Annotated in this window: 21 protein-coding genes; 19 read left to right on the top strand and 2 right to left on the bottom strand. The window is 36.9% G+C overall.

Annotation, left to right across the window (positions count from 1 at the left end; translation table 11 throughout):
• Positions 1 to 3 precede the first annotated feature (3 nt).
• From fdhD to AC3WTA_RS17775, 14 genes are all read left to right on the top strand, one after another.
• Positions 4 to 801: a formate dehydrogenase accessory sulfurtransferase FdhD gene (gene fdhD / locus AC3WTA_RS17710; protein WP_000802678.1), complete on the top strand. Its 798-nt coding sequence runs from the start codon at positions 4 to 6 to the stop codon at positions 799 to 801.
• 20 nt (positions 802 to 821) lie between these two features.
• Positions 822 to 1838 (top strand): GTP 3',8-cyclase MoaA, encoded by a 1017-nt coding sequence (moaA, locus tag AC3WTA_RS17715; protein ID WP_000844132.1) that lies wholly within the window; start codon positions 822 to 824, stop codon positions 1836 to 1838.
• A gap of 200 nt (positions 1839 to 2038) precedes the next feature.
• Positions 2039 to 2818 (top strand): formate channel, encoded by a 780-nt coding sequence (locus AC3WTA_RS17720; protein ID WP_000864002.1) that lies wholly within the window; start codon positions 2039 to 2041, stop codon positions 2816 to 2818.
• Positions 2819 to 2842: 24 nt separating this feature from the next.
• Positions 2843 to 3859, top strand: coding sequence for a molybdopterin-synthase adenylyltransferase MoeB (locus tag AC3WTA_RS17725; protein WP_000840959.1), 1017 nt, complete (start codon positions 2843 to 2845; stop codon positions 3857 to 3859).
• Between the two features lie 18 nt (positions 3860 to 3877).
• Positions 3878 to 5185 carry a molybdopterin molybdotransferase MoeA gene (gene moeA / locus AC3WTA_RS17730; protein WP_000442218.1) on the top strand — a complete coding sequence of 436 codons (1308 nt, stop codon included), beginning with the start codon at positions 3878 to 3880 and terminating at the stop codon, positions 5183 to 5185.
• Complete coding sequence (gene moaE / locus AC3WTA_RS17735) at positions 5166 to 5630, top strand: molybdopterin synthase catalytic subunit MoaE (protein ID WP_000529382.1); 465 nt, start codon at positions 5166 to 5168, stop codon at positions 5628 to 5630. Before moeA ends, moaE begins: the two co-directional genes overlap by 20 nt.
• A 4-nt stretch (positions 5631 to 5634) precedes the next feature.
• On the top strand, positions 5635 to 5871 hold the full coding sequence (gene moaD / locus AC3WTA_RS17740; protein ID WP_000628495.1) for a molybdopterin converting factor subunit 1: 237 nt from the start codon (positions 5635 to 5637) through the stop codon (positions 5869 to 5871).
• A 60-nt stretch (positions 5872 to 5931) separates the two neighbouring features.
• Positions 5932 to 6981, top strand: a complete 1050-nt coding sequence (locus tag AC3WTA_RS17745; protein WP_000632629.1) for a P-loop NTPase — start codon at positions 5932 to 5934, stop codon at positions 6979 to 6981.
• A 15-nt stretch (positions 6982 to 6996) separates the two neighbouring features.
• Positions 6997 to 7221: a hypothetical protein gene (locus AC3WTA_RS17750; RefSeq protein WP_000752391.1), complete on the top strand. Its 225-nt coding sequence runs from the start codon at positions 6997 to 6999 to the stop codon at positions 7219 to 7221.
• A 42-nt stretch (positions 7222 to 7263) separates the two neighbouring features.
• On the top strand, positions 7264 to 7662 hold the full coding sequence (locus tag AC3WTA_RS17755; protein WP_000367292.1) for a nucleoside triphosphate pyrophosphohydrolase family protein: 399 nt from the start codon (positions 7264 to 7266) through the stop codon (positions 7660 to 7662).
• A gap of 157 nt (positions 7663 to 7819) precedes the next feature.
• The gene (locus AC3WTA_RS17760) at positions 7820 to 8068 is read left to right on the top strand and encodes a DUF1294 domain-containing protein (protein ID WP_000871331.1); all 249 of its coding nucleotides are present in this window, start codon (positions 7820 to 7822) and stop codon (positions 8066 to 8068) included.
• 91 nt (positions 8069 to 8159) lie between these two features.
• Positions 8160 to 9101, top strand: coding sequence for an EamA family transporter RarD (gene rarD / locus AC3WTA_RS17765; RefSeq protein ID WP_000535553.1), 942 nt, complete (start codon positions 8160 to 8162; stop codon positions 9099 to 9101).
• A 78-nt stretch (positions 9102 to 9179) separates the two neighbouring features.
• Entirely contained in the window at positions 9180 to 9605 is a 426-nt protein-coding gene (locus AC3WTA_RS17770; RefSeq protein ID WP_000447816.1) for a divergent PAP2 family protein, read from the top strand.
• A gap of 99 nt (positions 9606 to 9704) precedes the next feature.
• On the top strand, positions 9705 to 11558 hold the full coding sequence (locus tag AC3WTA_RS17775; RefSeq protein ID WP_000928142.1) for a terpene cyclase/mutase family protein: 1854 nt from the start codon (positions 9705 to 9707) through the stop codon (positions 11556 to 11558).
• Positions 11559 to 11631: 73 nt separating this feature from the next.
• Here AC3WTA_RS17775 and AC3WTA_RS17780 read toward each other — a convergent pair whose 3' ends face one another.
• Positions 11632 to 11781 carry a YfhD family protein gene (locus AC3WTA_RS17780; RefSeq protein ID WP_001035805.1) on the bottom strand — a complete coding sequence of 50 codons (150 nt, stop codon included), beginning with the start codon at positions 11779 to 11781 and terminating at the stop codon, positions 11632 to 11634.
• Positions 11782 to 11914: 133 nt separating this feature from the next.
• Between AC3WTA_RS17780 and fabG the strand changes: the two genes are divergently transcribed.
• Positions 11915 to 12655, top strand: coding sequence for a 3-oxoacyl-ACP reductase FabG (gene fabG / locus AC3WTA_RS17785; RefSeq protein ID WP_000395031.1), 741 nt, complete (start codon positions 11915 to 11917; stop codon positions 12653 to 12655).
• Positions 12656 to 12706: 51 nt separating this feature from the next.
• Here fabG and dhaS read toward each other — a convergent pair whose 3' ends face one another.
• Positions 12707 to 14191, bottom strand: a complete 1485-nt coding sequence (gene dhaS / locus AC3WTA_RS17790; RefSeq protein WP_000080277.1) for an aldehyde dehydrogenase DhaS — start codon at positions 14189 to 14191, stop codon at positions 12707 to 12709.
• Positions 14192 to 14464: 273 nt separating this feature from the next.
• On the opposite strand from dhaS, the gene AC3WTA_RS17795 reads away from it, so the two are divergent.
• The 4 genes from AC3WTA_RS17795 to AC3WTA_RS17810 all read left to right on the top strand — a co-directional run bounded on the left by AC3WTA_RS17795 (position 14465) and on the right by AC3WTA_RS17810 (position 18465).
• Positions 14465 to 14743 (top strand): YhdT family protein, encoded by a 279-nt coding sequence (locus tag AC3WTA_RS17795; RefSeq protein WP_000656242.1) that lies wholly within the window; start codon positions 14465 to 14467, stop codon positions 14741 to 14743.
• Positions 14744 to 14746: 3 nt separating this feature from the next.
• Positions 14747 to 16186, top strand: coding sequence for a sodium/pantothenate symporter (gene panF / locus AC3WTA_RS17800; protein ID WP_001104842.1), 1440 nt, complete (start codon positions 14747 to 14749; stop codon positions 16184 to 16186).
• A gap of 119 nt (positions 16187 to 16305) precedes the next feature.
• Positions 16306 to 17238: a nucleoside hydrolase gene (locus AC3WTA_RS17805; protein WP_000756434.1), complete on the top strand. Its 933-nt coding sequence runs from the start codon at positions 16306 to 16308 to the stop codon at positions 17236 to 17238.
• Between the two features lie 117 nt (positions 17239 to 17355).
• Positions 17356 to 18465 (top strand): serine hydrolase, encoded by a 1110-nt coding sequence (locus AC3WTA_RS17810; RefSeq protein ID WP_000751361.1) that lies wholly within the window; start codon positions 17356 to 17358, stop codon positions 18463 to 18465.
• Positions 18466 to 18475: the final 10 nt, after the last annotated feature.

Below are 18475 nucleotides of genomic sequence, written 5' to 3' on the forward strand. Positions count from 1 at the left end.
ATCGTGAAACCGATACAGGTAGAAAGAGAAATCTTCCGTTATGAACAAGGGGCGTTTAAGCATATAGAGGACAGCATTGTAACAGAGTTTCCAGTCACGATCAAAATGAACGGACAGGAGTTTGTTACAATGGTTAGTACTCCAGAATATATAGAAGACATGGTAATCGGGTTCTTGGCATCTGAAGGAATCATTCGGAAGTATGAAGATATTGATGACATATGGGTACAGGAAAAAGAAGGATTTGTACATGTAACAACGACAAAAGTAAATCCGTATTATGAACAAATGCAAAATAAACGATATATTACTTCCTGTTGTGGTATGAGTAGACAAGGGTTTGTTTTTGCAAATGATGCACTAAGCGCTAAAAAAATGAATGGTATCCATGTAAAGGTTGATGTAGAGGACTGTTTTCGGTTAATGAAAGAAATGCAGCAATCTGCGGAGACATTTCGTCATACAGGCGGCGTTCATAATGCATCTTTGTGCGATGTGAATGGTATTATTTTAAGCCGAATGGATATCGGTAGACATAATGCGTTAGATAAAATTTACGGTTATTGTTTAAAAAATAATATTTCTATAAAAGATAAAATTATTGTTTTTAGTGGTCGTATTTCTTCGGAAATATTATTGAAAGTTGCAAAGATCGGTTGTGAAATTATATTGTCAAAATCAGCTCCAACCGAGTTGGCTTTGCAGCTAGCAGAAGAATTAGGTATTACTACGATAGGGTTTATTCGGAATCAATCCTTAAATGTATATACGCATCCAGAGCGTGTTATAAATATAAAATAAGTAAAAGCGAGGCAATAAAGATGAAATCTGTCACATTAGACAAACTACAACGCCCTTTAAAGGATTTACGTATTTCTGTTACTGATCGCTGTAATTTTCGCTGTCGCTATTGTATGCCAGAAGAAATATTTGGTCCGGATTATTCGTTTTTGTCTAATGATAAAATTTTATCTTTTGATGAGATTGAAAGGATAACACGTATTTTTGTTTCTTTAGGTGTAAGAAAGTTACGAATTACGGGCGGAGAACCGTTACTTCGAAGAGGTCTTCCGCAGCTTATTGAGCGTCTTAATAAAATAGATGGTGTGGAGGATATCGGTTTAACAACCAATGGATCACTACTGAAAAAGTTTGCTCCTGATTTATATAAGGCGGGTTTATCACGTGTGACAGTTAGTTTAGATTCCTTAGAAGAAGATCGGTTTTTCTATTTGAATGGTAATAGAAGCAAAGTGCAAAGGGTCCTGGAAGGAATACAAGCTGCAGCTGAAGTTGGTATGAAAATTAAAATTAACATGGTCGTTCAAAAAGGGAAAAATGAACAAGATATTTTGCAGATGGCGCAATACTTTAAGGAAAATAAGCATATTCTTCGTTTTATTGAGTATATGGACGTTGGGAATTATAACGGTTGGGAATTAAGAGAGGTCGTCTCGAAACAAGAGATAGTAGATGCCATTCATCAAGTTATGCCATTAGAACGGATAGAAGCAAATTATGCAGGTGAAGTTGCGACTCGCTATCGTTATATTGGAAGTGATGAAGAGATAGGTATTATTTCATCAGTAACAGATTCCTTCTGTTCATCATGTACGAGAGCACGTATTTCTGCAGAAGGAAAATTATATACTTGTTTGTTCGCTTCTAAAGGAAATGACTTGAGAGAACTACTTCGATCTGGATACAGTGACGAGGAAATAACATATATCGTACGTGATATATGGAACAACCGAGAAGATCGTTATTCAGATGAACGCTTAAGTCATACAAGTAAAAAAAGATCGCCTAAAATTGAAATGTCACATATTGGTGGTTGATATATAAGAGTGACGCTTTGAGGAAGTATATACAAAATGGAAAGTATGCAACGTTTGTAGATTTTCTATTTTATAGTAAAAGTGATGATTGATATCTCTGTAAAAGATGTGCAGAGAAATTAAGCAGCATTCAAAAACCTTTATTTTGAGGAGGTTTTTTGAAGCTGCTTTTTTATTTGGAGAAAATGGAGGAATTGGTAATGGCATTTCATAAACCGGAACAAATTGCTGAGCTTGTAATTGAGGCCGGTGTTCAAAAAGTAAGTCAGACGTTGCCAGCAATGCTTATTCTCGGTTTTTTAGGAGGAGCGTTTATTTCGCTCGGTTTTTTACTTAACATTCGCGTTTTAGGTAATTTACCTGAGCGCTGGGGTAGTTTAGTCAATATTTTAGGAGGAGCGGTTTTTCCTGTTGGATTAATGCTCGTCGTATTAGCAGGAGGAGAATTAATTACCGGAAATATGATGTCACTTTCTATGGCGCTTTATGCAAAGAAAATTACATTGGTAAGTGTACTAAATAATTGGGTTTGGATTACTTTCATGAATTTCGTGGGAGCTATTTTTGTTGCGTATTGTTTCGGTCATCTTGGCGGATTAACAGAGGGAGATTATTTAAATAAAACGGTAGCGATAGCGGAAGGGAAATTACATGAATCATTTGGGAGAACTTTAATATTAGCAATTGGTTGTAATTGGCTCGTTTGTCTTGCGCTTTGGCTCGCTTATGGAACGAGTGATTTTGTCGGGAAAATAATCGGAATCTGGATTCCAATTATGGCATTTGTAGTGATTGGATTTCAGCAAGTAGTAGCAAATATGTTTGTCATCTCGGCAGTTATTTTTGCAGGTCATCTGACGTGGATGGATCTTGCTAAAAATTTTGTTCCTGTTTTTATCGGAAATGTAATTGGAGGAGCTGGATTTGTTGGATTTGCTTACTTTGCTTGTTATCAAAAACAACATTCTAATATGAAATAGAGTTCTTGAGAGGAAGGGTATGTAATGGCTGAGCGGTATTCACGACAACAGTTGTTCAAACCGATTGGGAGTAGAGGGCAAGAAAAAATTCGAAATAAACATGTGTTAATTGTAGGAGCAGGCGCATTAGGAAGTGCAAGTGCCGAAAGTTTCGTACGTGCAGGTATTGGCAAGTTGACGATTATTGATCGTGACTACGTTGAATGGAGTAATTTACAAAGGCAACAATTGTACTCTGAACAAGATGTGAGAGAGAAAATACCGAAAGCAATCGCTGCTAAAAATCGGCTAGAACAAATTAATTCGGAAGTACAAATACATGCTTTCGTAATGGATGCAGTTGCAGAAAATATGGAAGACCTATTAAAAAATGTAGATGTAATAATTGATGCAACAGATAATTTTGATATTCGATTTGTAATAAATGACTTATCACAAAAACATAATATTCCTTGGGTATATGGTTCTTGCGTTGGATCGTACGGTATGAGTTATACGGTTATTCCGCAAGAGACACCATGTTTACATTGTGTGCTGAAGAACGTTCCTGTTACAGGTGTGACATGTGATACAGCTGGAATTATTAGCCCGACTGTTCAAGTTGTCGCAGCATATCAAGTGGCGGAAGCATTCAAAATTTTAGTAGGAGATTTCTCAGCAATTAGAAAAACATTTTTCATGTTTGATATATGGAGTAATCAAAACCATTTTATAAAACTAGGGAAAAGCAAAACAGACGATTGCCCTTCGTGCGGTTCGAATCGAACTTATCCTTATTTATCATACGAAAACCAAACGAAGGTAGCTGCTTTATGCGGAAGAAATACAGTGCAAATTAGGCCAGTAGAAAATAGAAAGTACGATTTTGACGATATAGAAAAAGTATTAAACAAACTAGGGAAAGTAGAGCGGAATCTGTATTTACTATCTTGCCAACTAGATGATTACCGCGTCGTTATTTTTCGGGATGGTCGTGTTTTCATTCATGGTACAAATGATATTTCGAAAGCGAAACAATTATATTATCGCGTATTCGGTTAATAGAAAGGGTTGTCAATAATGGAAAGAAGAGTGCCAATTACGGTTGAAGAAGCTGTTCGTAAAGTAATGGGATTTACTAATGAGGGATTAAAGGAACTACTACCTATTGAATTAGCTTACGGACGTATATTAGCGGAGGATTTAGTAGCTGACCATGATGTACCTTCATTCAATCGTTCACCGTATGATGGGTTTGCTATTAGAGCAGAAGATACGAATTTAGCGGGTTATGAAACGCCAATTGTATTTAAAGTAGTTGGTGAAATTGGCGCAGGATCGCTATTCGATGAGAAAGTAGGTCCGTTTCAAGCGGTTCGAATTATGACGGGAGCACAAATTCCGAATGGGTGTGATGCGGTTGTTATGTTAGAGCTGACTCGTCAATATGAGGAAGCTGGCAACAATTATATGGAAGTGAAGCGATCATTCAAAATGGGCGACAATATTTCTTTTCAAGGTGAAGATGCTCGTAAAGGAACGGTTCTTGCAAAAAAAGGATCATACATTCATCCAGGGATTTCAGCTCTTCTTGCTACGTTCGGATATAGTGAGGTACCAGTGGCGAGAAAGCCTGTAATTGGATTGTTAGCGACTGGTAGTGAATTACTGGATGTAAATGATTCATTACAGCCAGGGAAAATCCGAAATAGTAATACGTATATGATATTGTCTCAAATTCGAAGAGCGGGCGGAAGAGTAAAATATTTTGGGAAGTTTAGCGATGATTTTCATACATGTTTCACAGCTGTAAAAGAAGCGTTAAGCCAAGTGGATATGCTCATTACAACAGGCGGTGTATCAGTAGGGGATTACGATTATTTACCAGCTATTTACGAAAAGTTAGGTGCATCGGTTCTTTTCAATAAAGTTGCAATGCGGCCAGGAAGTGTTACGACTGTAGCGCAATTAAATGGCAAGTTATTATTTGGTTTATCAGGAAATCCATCTGCTTGTTACGTAGGATTTGAATTATTTGTAAGGCCGTGTATTCGGACGTATATGTTTAGTGAAAAAGCACATGTAAAAAGAGAAAAAGCGTTATTAGGAGAAGATTTTTTAAAACCAAATCCATTTACAAGATTTGTGCGAGCAAAACTGACATATAACGAAGGGCAATTAATTGCTTATCCGTCAGGGTTTGATAAATCTAGCTCGGTTTCTTCTCTAGCAGAGACAAATATATTTATTGTACTTCCAGGTGGTACGAGAGGTTATAAAAAAGATATGTTCGTAGATGTTCTCTTGCTGGAAGATAACGAAGGTAGTGAATGGCCTTGGGCATTTTATAAAGTGAGAGGTGTTTCTAATGGGACAAGCGCTATTTGAGATTGTAGATATACCGATTGTAGTTGAAGAAGTAACGAATAAAGTCGCAAGAAGAGAAGCAGGTACAATTACAACTTTTATTGGTACGGTGAGAGAGTTAACAAAAGGAAAACGAACATTACATTTAGAGTATGAAGCATATAAACCGATGGCAGTAAAACAACTTACGAAAATTGGTGAAGAAATTAATGGAAAATGGCCGGACGCAAAAGTAGCAATTACGCACCGAGTAGGGCGGTTAGAAATCATGGACATTGCGGTCGTTATTGCAGTTTCATCACCGCATCGTAAAGTAGCGTATGAAGCGAATGAATACGCGATTGAACGTATAAAACGAATCGTCCCAATTTGGAAAAAAGAATTTTGGGAAGATGGAACGATGTGGATTGGAGATCAAATTGAAAATACGGCATATCCGGATGGAAAACCGAAGAAGGAAGAATGAGAAGATGATTACAATTTTATTGTTCGCAAATTTACGTGAGGAAGTCGGATCGGATCGACTAGTAATTTTAGAAAAGCAAGAAATGACAGTTCAGCAATTAAAAGAATGGCTCAAAGCAAGCTGCTGCTTACAATCGCTTGATAGAGTGATGGTGGCTGTTAATGAAGAGTTTGTAACGGATGAAGAGATGATAAAAGCTGGAGATATAGTCGCATTAATCCCGCCCGTTAGTGGGGGATAATAAGCTTTTTCGCCAAGAAGATGTTGTATATAAATTCGAATACGAGAAGGGATGAGTTCTATGATTACTCAAGAACAAATAATGAACGCATTAAAACATGTAGAGGATCCGGAGTTACACAAAAGTATTGTAGAATTAAATATGGTTAGAAATATACAAATGAATGGAACAGAGGTTAAACTTGAAGTAGTGCTAACGATTCAAGGTTGTCCATTAAAGGCAAAAATTCAACAAGATGTGGAAGAGTCTCTTCAGGCAATTGGTGCATCTAAAGTAGATTTGACATTTGGTTCTATGACACAAGAAGAACGAGCTGCGCTAACAGAGAAGTTAAAGAAAAATAGTAGAACAGAAACTGGAATGCCGAGCATGCTTCGCCTTGATTCAGGGATACGATTTATTACTGTAACGAGCGGTAAAGGTGGAGTTGGAAAATCAACGGTGACAATTAACCTTGCCACTGCTTTAGCTCGTATGGGCAAAAAAGTGGGGATATTAGATGCAGATATATATGGTTTTAGCATTCCAGCTATGATGGAAACGAATCAAAAACCGACGATGATTGATCAAACAGCAATTCCAGTTGTTAGTCACGGTGTTAAAATTATGTCGATGGGATTTTTTACGGAAGGAAATAACCCAGTTATGTGGCGCGGACCGATGTTAAATAAATGGATTCAAAATTTCCTTGCGAATACGCACTGGGGGGAATTAGATTATTTACTTCTTGATTTACCACCTGGCACAGGAGATGTAGCTATTGATGTTGCAGCAATGATCCCGCAGGCGCAAGAAATTATCGTTACAACACCACACAACGTAGCTTCATTCGTAGCATCTAGAGTAGGTGTTATGGCAAAACATACGAAACACGAGATTTTAGGGATTGTAGAAAATATGGCTTATTATGAAGAACAAGATGGATCGAAAAATTATCTCTTCGGAAAAGGTGGCGGCGAAATGCTTGCAGAACAATTGCAAACAGAAGTGATTGCACAAATACCTTTTGCAAAACGAGAAGAAAATAACGGTTCATCTGTATATGATGAAGAGTCTCTTGTAGGAGAAGTGTTTACATCGTTAGCGGAGGATATTATTTATAGAGGATAGAGGGGGAAGTTTAGTATGGCGTGTAATATCGATCATTCTATGGAAGATGTAATGAATAAGCTTGAAAGTCAAAAGAGTTTTTTGCCTAAAGAGATTTTTACAGGATTGAAGGGATTTTTGCAAGGTAATCATTCACAGGAAATATTAAATGATATCTTTCATCTTTTAAAAAAGTATGACTTAGTTAGTGAAGAAGAACGAGAGATGAGAAATACTCAATTATTGCTGATTATAAAATAAATACGCTTTGGCTTTTGTTTTTTTGCAGAAGGGGTGAATGTAATGGATATGAAAAAGATGATTGAAACGATAGAAGCAACTAAAGTGACTGACGAAGAATTATCGATTTCTACTTTACATCAAAAGCTTGTGAAGTTGTATAGTCAAAAAGATAGTGCGGAGTATACGGAGATATTAAAATATATTTTATCATTATCCGTGCAGCTGAACCTACATTTCGTATTGAAATATTTTGGTGTGCGCCCGGTTGTTGCTGCAGATGAACGTATGCAATTTCAAGAGATATTTAAATGTTTAGCTAAGAAAGATGATAATGGGGAATGGTTTCTAAATTTCGTTTCTTTATATGTAGGACTAATTGTAGTTCTGCATTTTGATGAAAAAGAGATTGAGAGAAGTTTTTTCGATGATATGGTAGTGGATGAAGGGAAGGCAATATAAGATTCTGCTCATAATATCTTTCTATTTAATTGCTTTAACTGCAATTTTAGTTGGTTATTTAAATATAAAGGTAACTAATTAATAAAAGAGTTCTTCAGTTGTTTCCATCGTTTTTTCATGTTACCATTAAGCGAATTTTTCATAGGGAGAGAAAGCGATGAAATGGATTTATTTTATTATTATTAACGTTATAGCTTTTAGCCTTATGGGGCTTGATAAACGAAAAGCGAAGAAGAAACAGTGGAGAACGCCAGAAAGTACGTTGTTTTTATCAGCGGTAGCTGGAGGCGCAGTTGGTGCTTGGATTGGTATGTATATGTTTCACCATAAAACACATAAAAAGAAATTTGTTTTCGGTATACCGTTACTTGTCGTTATAACAGTATGTTTACTTTTTGCTGTATGAGAAATGTCGAAAGAATTGCAGATTGATTATTGGTAAAGTGAGCATGCGGGACCGTATAATGGAGAAAAATGAGAAGAGGAGAAAAGGGAAGATGGGGAGTCAATCAGCACAGCAAAAAAAAGGGATTATATATGCGGCTGGTGCTTATACGATGTGGGGAATCCTACCAATCTATTGGAAATGGGTTGAGGAAGTTCCAGCAGATGAAATATTAGCACACCGCATCGTTTGGGCGTTCGTTTTTATGTTACTTGTGTTAGGTGTTACGAAAAGGTTTCGTCAGTTTATTGGGGAGTTCGTGAATCTTTTTAAACGACCTAAATTATTAATGTCATTAACAATAGCTTCAGTCTTGATTAGCGGAAACTGGTTTGTCTACATATGGGCCGTTAATCATAATCATGTCATTGAAGCAAGTCTTGGATATTATATTAATCCGCTTATTAGTATTTTACTTGGTACAGTCGTTTTAAAGGAAAAGTTAAACTTTTGGCAATATGTTGCAGTTGGTTTAGCTGGAATAGGGGTTATCATTTTAACAGTCCGTTTCGGATCTATTCCGTGGGTTTCTTTATCACTTGCCTTTTCATTTGGATTATACGGATTAACAAAAAAATTGTTAAACTATGATGCGACAATTGGTCTTACGATGGAAACAATGTTAGTGACGCCGTTTGCGATTATCTATCTCGTTATGACAGGAGCGCATGGATTCGGTTCATTTGGATCTATTTCCATGTCATCGACGTTACTATTAATAGGAGCAGGCATTGTTACAGCTTTACCACTTTTTTATTTTGCAAAAGGAGCACAACTTATTCCGCTTTATATGGTAGGATTTTTACAATATATTGCACCAACGATTAGTTTAATTTTAGGTGTATTCGTATTTGGTGAACATTTCACATCTACTCATATGATGGCATTTTTCTGTATATGGGTTGCATTATTTGTGTTTTCAATAGCGAAAACAAAGTTTTTAGTGCAGAAACAACCGAAATTTATAAAAAATAAATCAGCAAAAGTATCATAATGCGTAGTATTTTCTACGCATTTTTCTTTATACTGATACTATATAGATTTCCATTATAGTCAGTAGGGAGCTGAGAACGTGGAAACAATTTTACATAATGATCCGCTTATGGCCGCTGTAATTTCATGGTTTCTAGCACAATTAACGAAAGTAGTCTTTAAATTATTCAAAACGGGTGAATTTGATTTTGCAAAGTTTTTCGCTTCAGGTGGGATGCCGAGTTCTCATGCTTCAACTGTTACAGCACTTGCGACAGGTGTTGGCGTTGTGGAAGGTGTGGAAAGTACCTTATTTGCTATTGCTGCTATCTTTGCAATAATTGTTATGTATGATGCTTCAGGAGTAAGACTTGCAGTTAGTAAACAAGCGAAAATATTGAATGAGTTCTTTCACGGTAGACAAACAGAATATAAGAAGTTAAATGAACTTGTCGGGCATACACCGTATGAAGTAGTAGTCGGTGCTTTAGTAGGGATTATTGTCGGAGTGGGATATTGCTTATGAGCAGAACATTTTATATGTTCTGTTTTTCTTTGTTTTCATACATATTTAGCTACCTTTTTGAATATCGTTATACGGATTTCGAAAGGGTGGGTGAGTAACTTGTTATTATATGAAAAAGTGCATGAAGAAATAGCGAGAAGAACAACTGCACTTCAAACGATGCAACGGCAAGATGGTACGTGGCAGTTTTGTTTTGAAGGAGCACCATTAACAGATTGCCATATGATTTTTTTATTAAAATTATTAGGTAGAGATAAAGAGATAGAACCGTTTGTAAAAAGATTAGCATCACTTCAAACAAATGAAGGAACATGGAAATTGTATGAAGACGAAGTGGGTGGCAATTTATCTGCTACAATTCAATCTTATACTGCCTTACTAGCTTCAAAAAAATATACAAAAGAAGATGCGAATATGAGGCGAGCCGAAATGTTTATTAAGGAACGTGGAGGCGTGGCGCGTGCTCATTTTATGACGAAGTTTTTATTAGCAATTCATGGAGAATATGAATACCCTTCGCTTTTTCATTTGCCAACACCGATTATGTTTCTGCAAAATGATTCAGCCCTCAGTATATTTGAATTGAGTAGCTCAGCACGTATCCATTTAATTCCGATGATGGTTTGTTTAAATAAAAGATTTCGAGTAGGAAAAAAGTTACTGCCAAATTTAAATCATATCGCAGGCGGGGGCGGGGAATGGTTTCGGGAGGAGCGGTCTCCGTTGTTTCAAACGTTATTAAGTGATGTAAAACAAATTATATCGTATCCACTTTCTTTACACCATAAAGGATATGAGGAAGTCGAACGTTTTATGAAAGAGCGTATTGATGAAAATGGAACGTTATATAGTTACGCAACTGCCTCATTTTATATGATTTATGCTTTACTCGCGTTAGGACATTCTCTTCAATCATCGATGATTCAAAAAGCTATAGCAGGGATAACATCTTATATATGGAAGATGGAAAGAGGGAATCATTTGCAAAACTCTCCTTCGACTGTATGGGATACGGCTTTACTCAGCTATACGTTACAAGAGGCCCACGCTTCGAAAGATAATAAGATGATTCAACATGCAACAGCGTATGTATTAAAAAAACAGCATACAAAAAAAGCTGATTGGAGCGTACATGCTCCGGCGCTGACTCCAGGCGGTTGGGGTTTTTCGGATGTGAATACGACAATTCCAGATGTCGATGATACAACAGCTGTGCTAAGAGCGTTGGCAAGAAGTAGAGGGAACGAAAATGTAGATAATGCTTGGAAGAAAGGGGTTAATTGGGTTAAAGGATTACAAAATAATGATGGTGGTTGGGGAGCGTTTGAAAAAGGTGTGACGAGTAATTTATTAGCAAATTTACCAATCGAAAATGCAAGCGATATGATTACAGATCCCTCTACACCAGATATTACAGGAAGAGTGTTAGAGCTTTTCGGGACATACGCGCAAAATGAATTGCCTGAGAAACAAAAACAAAGTGCGATAAATTGGTTAATGAATGTGCAAGAGGAAAATGGATCATGGTATGGGAAATGGGGGATTTGTTATATATATGGTACGTGGGCTGTTATGACTGGTTTACGGTCACTCGGAATTCCATCTAGCAATCCATCAATGAAAAGAGCAGCTTTATGGTTAGAACATATACAGCATGAAGATGGTGGGTGGGGGGAATCGTGCCACAGTAGCGTGGAAAAAAGGTTCGTTACTTTACCATTTAGTACACCATCCCAAACAGCTTGGGCGTTAGATGCTCTCATTTCTTACCATGATGAAGAAACACCAGCTATTCGAAAAGGTATTTCATATTTGCTTGCGAATCCTTATGTGAATGAAAAATATCCTACCGGAACAGGTTTGCCAGGTGGGTTTTATATTCGTTATCATAGCTATGCCTATATATATCCGCTACTTACTTTGGCACATTATATAAAAAAATATAGAAAATAAACCGAGAGGATATCTCTCGGTTTATTTTGTTGGGTAGTAGGTCCCTGTTGAAAAGAATAAGGTTGTGCGTTCCTTATTTTTCTGTTGACTGGCGTTTTTGACGTGCAGCAGCGGCATTTGCACGTGCGTTTGCTTCTAAGTCATTGTGGTCAGCGAGTTCGCGAGAGAACTCAACATCAATGCCATCAGCAGCTTTGTTTTGCTTGAAATTTTTTTTGTTCATTCGACACAATCTCCTTGTGTTTTATGCGACGTTGCAAAGTTAGTTTGACACAAATAGACTTTTTTATACAAAGAGGAATTGGGAAGCAAAGAGCCGAAATATACAGTATAAGTAATAGAAATGAGGGATAGGGATGGAGTTTTTAAATGGGAAAACAGCTGTAGTAACAGGAGCTGCACAGGGAATTGGAAAAGAGATTGCAAGGGTTTATGCAAAACTAGGGGCGAAAGTATTAATTAGCGATGTAAATGAAGAGAAGCTACAAAAAACGACACGTGAATTATCAGATGAAGGATATGAAGTGAAGCAGTATCGTTGTGATGTGAGTAATCAAAATGATGCGAAGTCCTTAATTGAATACGCTGTCCAAACATTTGGTACACTGCACATTTTAGTAAATAATGCAGGAATTACGCGAGATGCAATGTTACATAAAATGGAGAAACCTGCATGGGAACAAGTACTGCAAGTAAATTTAACAGGTGTTTTTTATTGTATGCAACCAGCGCTTCTTTACATGAGACAACAAGGGTATGGACGCATTATTAATATATCTTCAATTAGTAGAGAAGGAAACATAGGTCAAGCGAATTATGCTGCTACAAAGGCAGGAGTTGTAGGTTTAACGAAAACAGCGGCGAAAGAAGTTGGAAGCTTCGGCATTACGTGCAATGCGATTTGTCCAGGGTTTATGGATACAGATATGACAAAAACGATACCAGATAAAGTGAAAGAAAAGATGGTTGGCGCAATTCCAGTTGGTAGAATTGGAACGCCAGAAGATATTGCGAACGCAGCAGCCTTTTTAGCATCAGAATACGCATCCTATATTACAGGAGAAGTATTGAATGTGAGCGGAGGACTACAAGTTTAAAGGAATACATAATGAAAAGAACCTGACCGGATAGGCCAGGTTCTTTTTTCGTTAATTTAAGTTGAGCCAAACGCTCTTCACTTCTGTATAGTTATTTAATGCGTAAGATCCCATTTCACGGCCAAGACCGGATTGTTTAAATCCTCCAAATGGAGATGCTGCATCAAAGACGTTATAACAGTTTACCCATACAGTACCAGCACGTACTTTACTTGCAACATAGTGTGCTGTTTTAACATTTTCTGTCCACACACCAGCCGCTAAGCCGAATTGTGATTTATTTGCACGTTCAATTACTTCATCAATATCGTTAAAAGGTATTGCAGAAATAACTGGACCGAAAATTTCTTCTTTTGCGATCGTCATTTCGTCATTTACGTCAGCGAATACTGTAGGAGAAACGAAGTAGCCTTGATCGAATGGATTACTTCCTCCGCAAAGTACTTCAGCACCTTCTTCAATTCCTTTTTCAATGTAGCCCATTACACGTTTTTGTTGTTCTTCAGAAACGAGAGGACCGATTGTAGTTTCTGGACTTAAGCCAGCACCTTGATTTAATTTTTTAGAGTAAAGGACAAGGTCAGCCATGACATTATCATACATTTTCTTCGGAACAAATAAGCGTGATCCAGCAGAGCATACTTGTCCTTGGTTAAACATAACACCAGAAAGTGCACCAGGAATCGCGCGAGATAAATCAGCATCTGGCAAGATGATATTTGGTGATTTACCGCCTAACTCAAGTGTAACGCGTTTTAATGATTCAGATGCTTGTCGCATAATTTGTTTACCAACTGGAGTAGAACCAGTAAATGCAATTTTATCAACGAGTGGATGATTAACAAGAGCCTGTCCAGCTGATTCACCGAATCCAGGAACGATATTAATAACACCTTTCGGGAACCCAGCTTCTTCAATTAATTCAGCTAAGTATAGAGCGGATAGTGGAGTTTGCTCTGCAGGTTTTAAAACGATTGTACATCCTGTAGCAAGCGCCGCTCCCATTTTCCACATTGCCATAAGAAGTGGGAAGTTCCAAGGAATAATTTGACCAACGACACCAACAGCTTCATGGCGTGTATAGTTAAAATAATCACCGGAAACAGGAATTGTTTGACCAACGATTTTCGTAGCCCAGCCAGCATAATAGCGCATATGCTCAATTGCAAGTGGTATGTCTGCTGCCATTGTTTCACGGATTGGCTTTCCGTTATCTAACGTTTCGAGCTGTGCAAGCTCTTCTTTATGTTCTTCCATTAAATCAGCTAACTTGTACATAAGACGGCTTCGCTCAGCAGTGCTCATGCGAGACCAAGGACCTTCGTCGAAAGCCATGCGAGCTGCAACGACAGCTTTATGAATATCTTCGCGACCAGCTTCAGAAACAACGGCAAGTGTTTCGCCGGTTGCTGGGTTAGGTGTTTTAAATGTTTTTCCGGAAGCGCTTTCAATGAAAGATCCATTCACATATAACTTTTTTGTACCTTGAAGAAACTTTTCTACCTTTTCATGAAGATTTACAGCTAGTTGACTCATTGTATAACCCCCTTGAAAGTATAATGTAAACGCAGTACGAGACGGCGTTTATTCCGAAATCAAGGATGTGGGAACTAGATGGAAAGCCTCTAATTTAAATCATAATTAACAAATGCTGAAAATTCAAATTTCATTTGTGTTACAATTGTAAAAAATATGTAATGTAAGAGGGTCTTCTATATGATTATAAAAAATCCTGCTTGTTTTTGCTTTCTAGTAGGAAAAACTAGAAGAACAATGGTACAATAATACATCGTGAGAGGAGGGAGAAAAATGAAGGATTATCATGATGATCCACGCTTTCGAATTGCCCATAGAGAAGCGTTAATTGGTCTTGGACTTGCTATTATTAATTTTATTATATGGTACGGATTTGCTTATGGGCTTGGTAGTAAAAATCCAAGTGAATATACATATGTATTCGGTTTTCCAGCATGGTTTTTTTATAGCTGTATCGTTGGATTTGTCGTTATGGTTATTTTACTTAGTTTAGTTGTTCGTTTTGTATTTCAAGATATTTCACTCGATGAGGAAGAAAAAAGTGAGGAATAATAGATGAATTGGTATGTAATCATTCCAATGATAATTTCATTTATCGTTGTGTTTTTAATTGGTGTATATGCTTCAAGACGCGTACAAGCGACTGCTAATAATAAATTTTTACAAGAATATTTTCTTGGTGGGCGTGAACTTGGCGGTTTATTATTAGCGATGACAATGATTGCTACGTACGGTAGTGCTAGTAGCTTTATTGGTGGTCCAGGTATTGCGTACAATATGGGCCTCGGATGGGTATTATTATCTGCGATTCAAGTTGTAACAGGGTATATCGTTTTAACGGTTATCGGTAAAAAGTTTGCAATTATCGCTAGGAAGATGGAAGCCATTACTCTTATCGATTATTTAAAGGGAAGATACAATAATAAAGCAGTTGTTATACTTTCTGCGTTATGTATAATTATCTTCTTATTTTCAGCAACAGTAGCTCAGTGGGTCGGCGGTGGACGATTAATTGAATCGCTAACGGGTCTATCTTATACAACAGCACTATTTTTATTTACTTTTTCTGTACTTGTGTACGTATTAATTGGTGGGTTTCGTGCAGTTGCTTTATCAGATACGTTATTAGGAATCATTATGTTAGTTGGAACGACAATCATTTTAATTGCTACTGTCATTGCTGGTGGTGGAATTGAAAAGATTATGCAGGAGCTTATTCAAATCAATCCAAATTTAATTACACCATTCGGAGCGGATGGTAGTTTAACGAAATCATATGTGACATCATTTTGGATTTTAATTGGAATTGGTGTTGTTGGTTTACCGCAAATTAGCGTGCGTGCCATGTCTTATAAAAATTCAAAAGCTATGCATCAAGCGTTAATAATTGGAACGGTTGTTGTAGGTACAATTATGATTGGTATGCATTTAACAGGTGTATTTGCACGAGTCGTACTTCCGGGTATAACGGTACCAGATAAAGTAATGCCGCTACTCGCGATGGAAGTGTTGCCACCTTGGTTAGCCGGAGTTTTTTTAGCCGCGCCAATGGCAGCAATTATGTCTACAGTAAACTCGTTATTGTTACTTGTAAGTTCATCAATTATTAAAGACATATACGTAAATTACATAAATAAAGATGCAGCAGACAGTACGATCAGAAAAGGAAGTTTGTGGATTACTGGTATCGTAGGGCTGCTCGTTTATGCAGCAGCAATTAAACCACCAGATTTTTTAATATGGTTAAATTTATTTTCTTTCGGTGGATTAGAAGCAGCATTCATTTGGCCAATTGTATTAGGGTTATATTGGAGAAAAGGAAATGCAACAGGAGCGCTTGCCTCTATTTTAGTTGGGGTAGGCTCATATATGTGTATTCATCTTTTCTATCCAAATCCATTCGGTATACATACAGTTGTCTTCCCAATTTGTTTTGCGTTTATCGCTTATATCATTGGAAGTATGAGTGCTGTGAAGAAAAACAGTATAGGTTAGAGGAAGAACGTAGTCCTTATAGAGGACTACGTTTTTTTGTGTGAATTTATTCTTTTTTATTCTGTATATGTAAGGTTATTCATAAATTAATAACAATTGAGGGGATGGAGTTGAGGTCGATGAAAAAAGTGTTATTTTTGGGAGACCCAGGAATTGATGACTCTTTAGCCATCATGTATGGAATTATGCATCCTGATATTGATATTGTTGGTGTTGTAACCGGATATGGAAATGTAACACAAGAAAAGGCGACAAGTAATGCAGCATATTTGCTGCAAATGGCAGGGCGGGAGGATATACCTGTTATTAATGGTGCGAAAATTCCTTTATCCGGAGATGTTACAACGTATTATCCAGAAATTCATGGGGCAGACGGTTTAGGGCCAATTAAACCTCCAAAAGCTTTTTCGCCAAATATAAAACCTTTTTGTGCTTTTTTTGATATTCTTGAAAAGTATAAAGGAGAATTAATCATTGTTGATGCTGGTAGGTCAACGACACTAGCGACAGCATTTATTTTAGAAAAGCCGATGATGAAGTATGTGAAAGAATATTATATAATGGGTGGTGCTTTTTTAATGCCCGGCAATGTGACACCAGTCGCAGAGGCGAATTTTCATGGTGATCCGATTGCGTCACAATTAGTTATGCAAAATGCCAAGAATTTGACATTAGTGCCACTTAACGTTACATCTGAAGCAATTATTACGCCAGAAATGGTGAAATATATTACGAAACACTCTAAAACGAATTTTAATAAATTAATTGAACCGATATTTACGTATTATTATAAAGCGTATAAAAAGTTAAATCCGAAAATAACAGGTAGCCCAGTACATGACGTTGTTACAATGATGGTTGCGGCGAATCCGTCTATTTTGGATTATGTGTACCGTCGTGTCGATGTGGATACAGTAGGGATTGCAAAGGGAGAAAGTATTGCTGATTTCCGTCCACAACCTGATGCAAAATCTTTAAAGAATTGGGTGCGAATTGGTTGGTCATTACATTATAAAAAATTTCTCGAAGACTTCGTGAAAATTATGACGTAGACATAATAGGAGAATACAAGTTAAAATAATGGAGATGATTACTAAAATAATCATCTCCATTATTTTGTTTGTAAGAGATAGATAGAGAAGAGTTATACAATAGGAGAGGAATTTTACTTGAAAAAAACTATAGTATGCGCAGTGATTGTGGGTATTTTCGTTTTGCTAATATCGGGTAATTTTTTAGTGAAAAAAGTGTGGAGTTCAAATAATGATGATGCACAGTATATCGCATCCTTTATTGAAGAACATAAAGATGAAAAAAATAGTGCGCTTCTCGTGAAGAGAAATGATAAAGTTGTTTATTCTGTAAATCCAAATGTTGTATTGCCAGTTGCTAGTACGATGAAGTTAATTGTGGCGCTTGAATATACGAAACAAGTTACGGAAGGAAAAATTGATCCGTCTAGTTTCGTTTCCATTAATGATATAAATCGTTATTATGTGCCGAATACAGATGGCGGTGCACAAGATAGATGGCAAAGGTATTTGCAAAAGACAGACAAGATAACAGAAGAGGCAGTTTCTTTAGAAGAAGTGGCAAAAGGAATGGTTAAGTTTAGTTCGAATGCGAATGCTGAATATTTAATGGAAGTGTTAGGGTTAGATAATATTAATCGAAATTTACAAAGTTTATCCCTTCCAGCACATCAGCCGCTATTTCCGATTGTTTCATCTTTATACATCCCTGGATATTTGCATAAAGAACTACATGTTCCGAAATATAAAATAGAGAAAAAGTTAAAAGAAATGTCTCAAGAGCAATATCGTGAATATGCCATGATTATTCATGAACGCTTAAAAAAGAAGGGGCCATTATTACAGAAGGAAATACCTCTTTATTTAGAGGAACGTTACGATAAAATTTGGTCAGATCGATTACCAGCAGCTTCTGCAAACGATTATATGGTACTGCTTCAAAAGGCAAATCATAAAGGTGGCCTAACAGAGGCCGAAGAAAAAGTGTGGGCTAATATCGTTGAAACGGATATGAGTGCTAAAAAATACCGTAAAACATTTAGACATGCAGGGCAAAAGAATGGTTATACGCCATGGACAGTTACAAAAGCAGTTTATGCGATGGATAAACGCGGGAACTGTACAGAAATAGTGTTTTTAGCCAATAATTTAAATGAGGACGACAGTGCAGAAATACGGAAACATTTAGCAAACTTACATTTCCAAGTGTTGCAAAGTGATAAGTATGATGCGACTTTTATTAAGTAAACTCGGTGCA

The organism is Bacillus sp. EB106-07-01-XG149 (genome assembly GCF_058791555.1).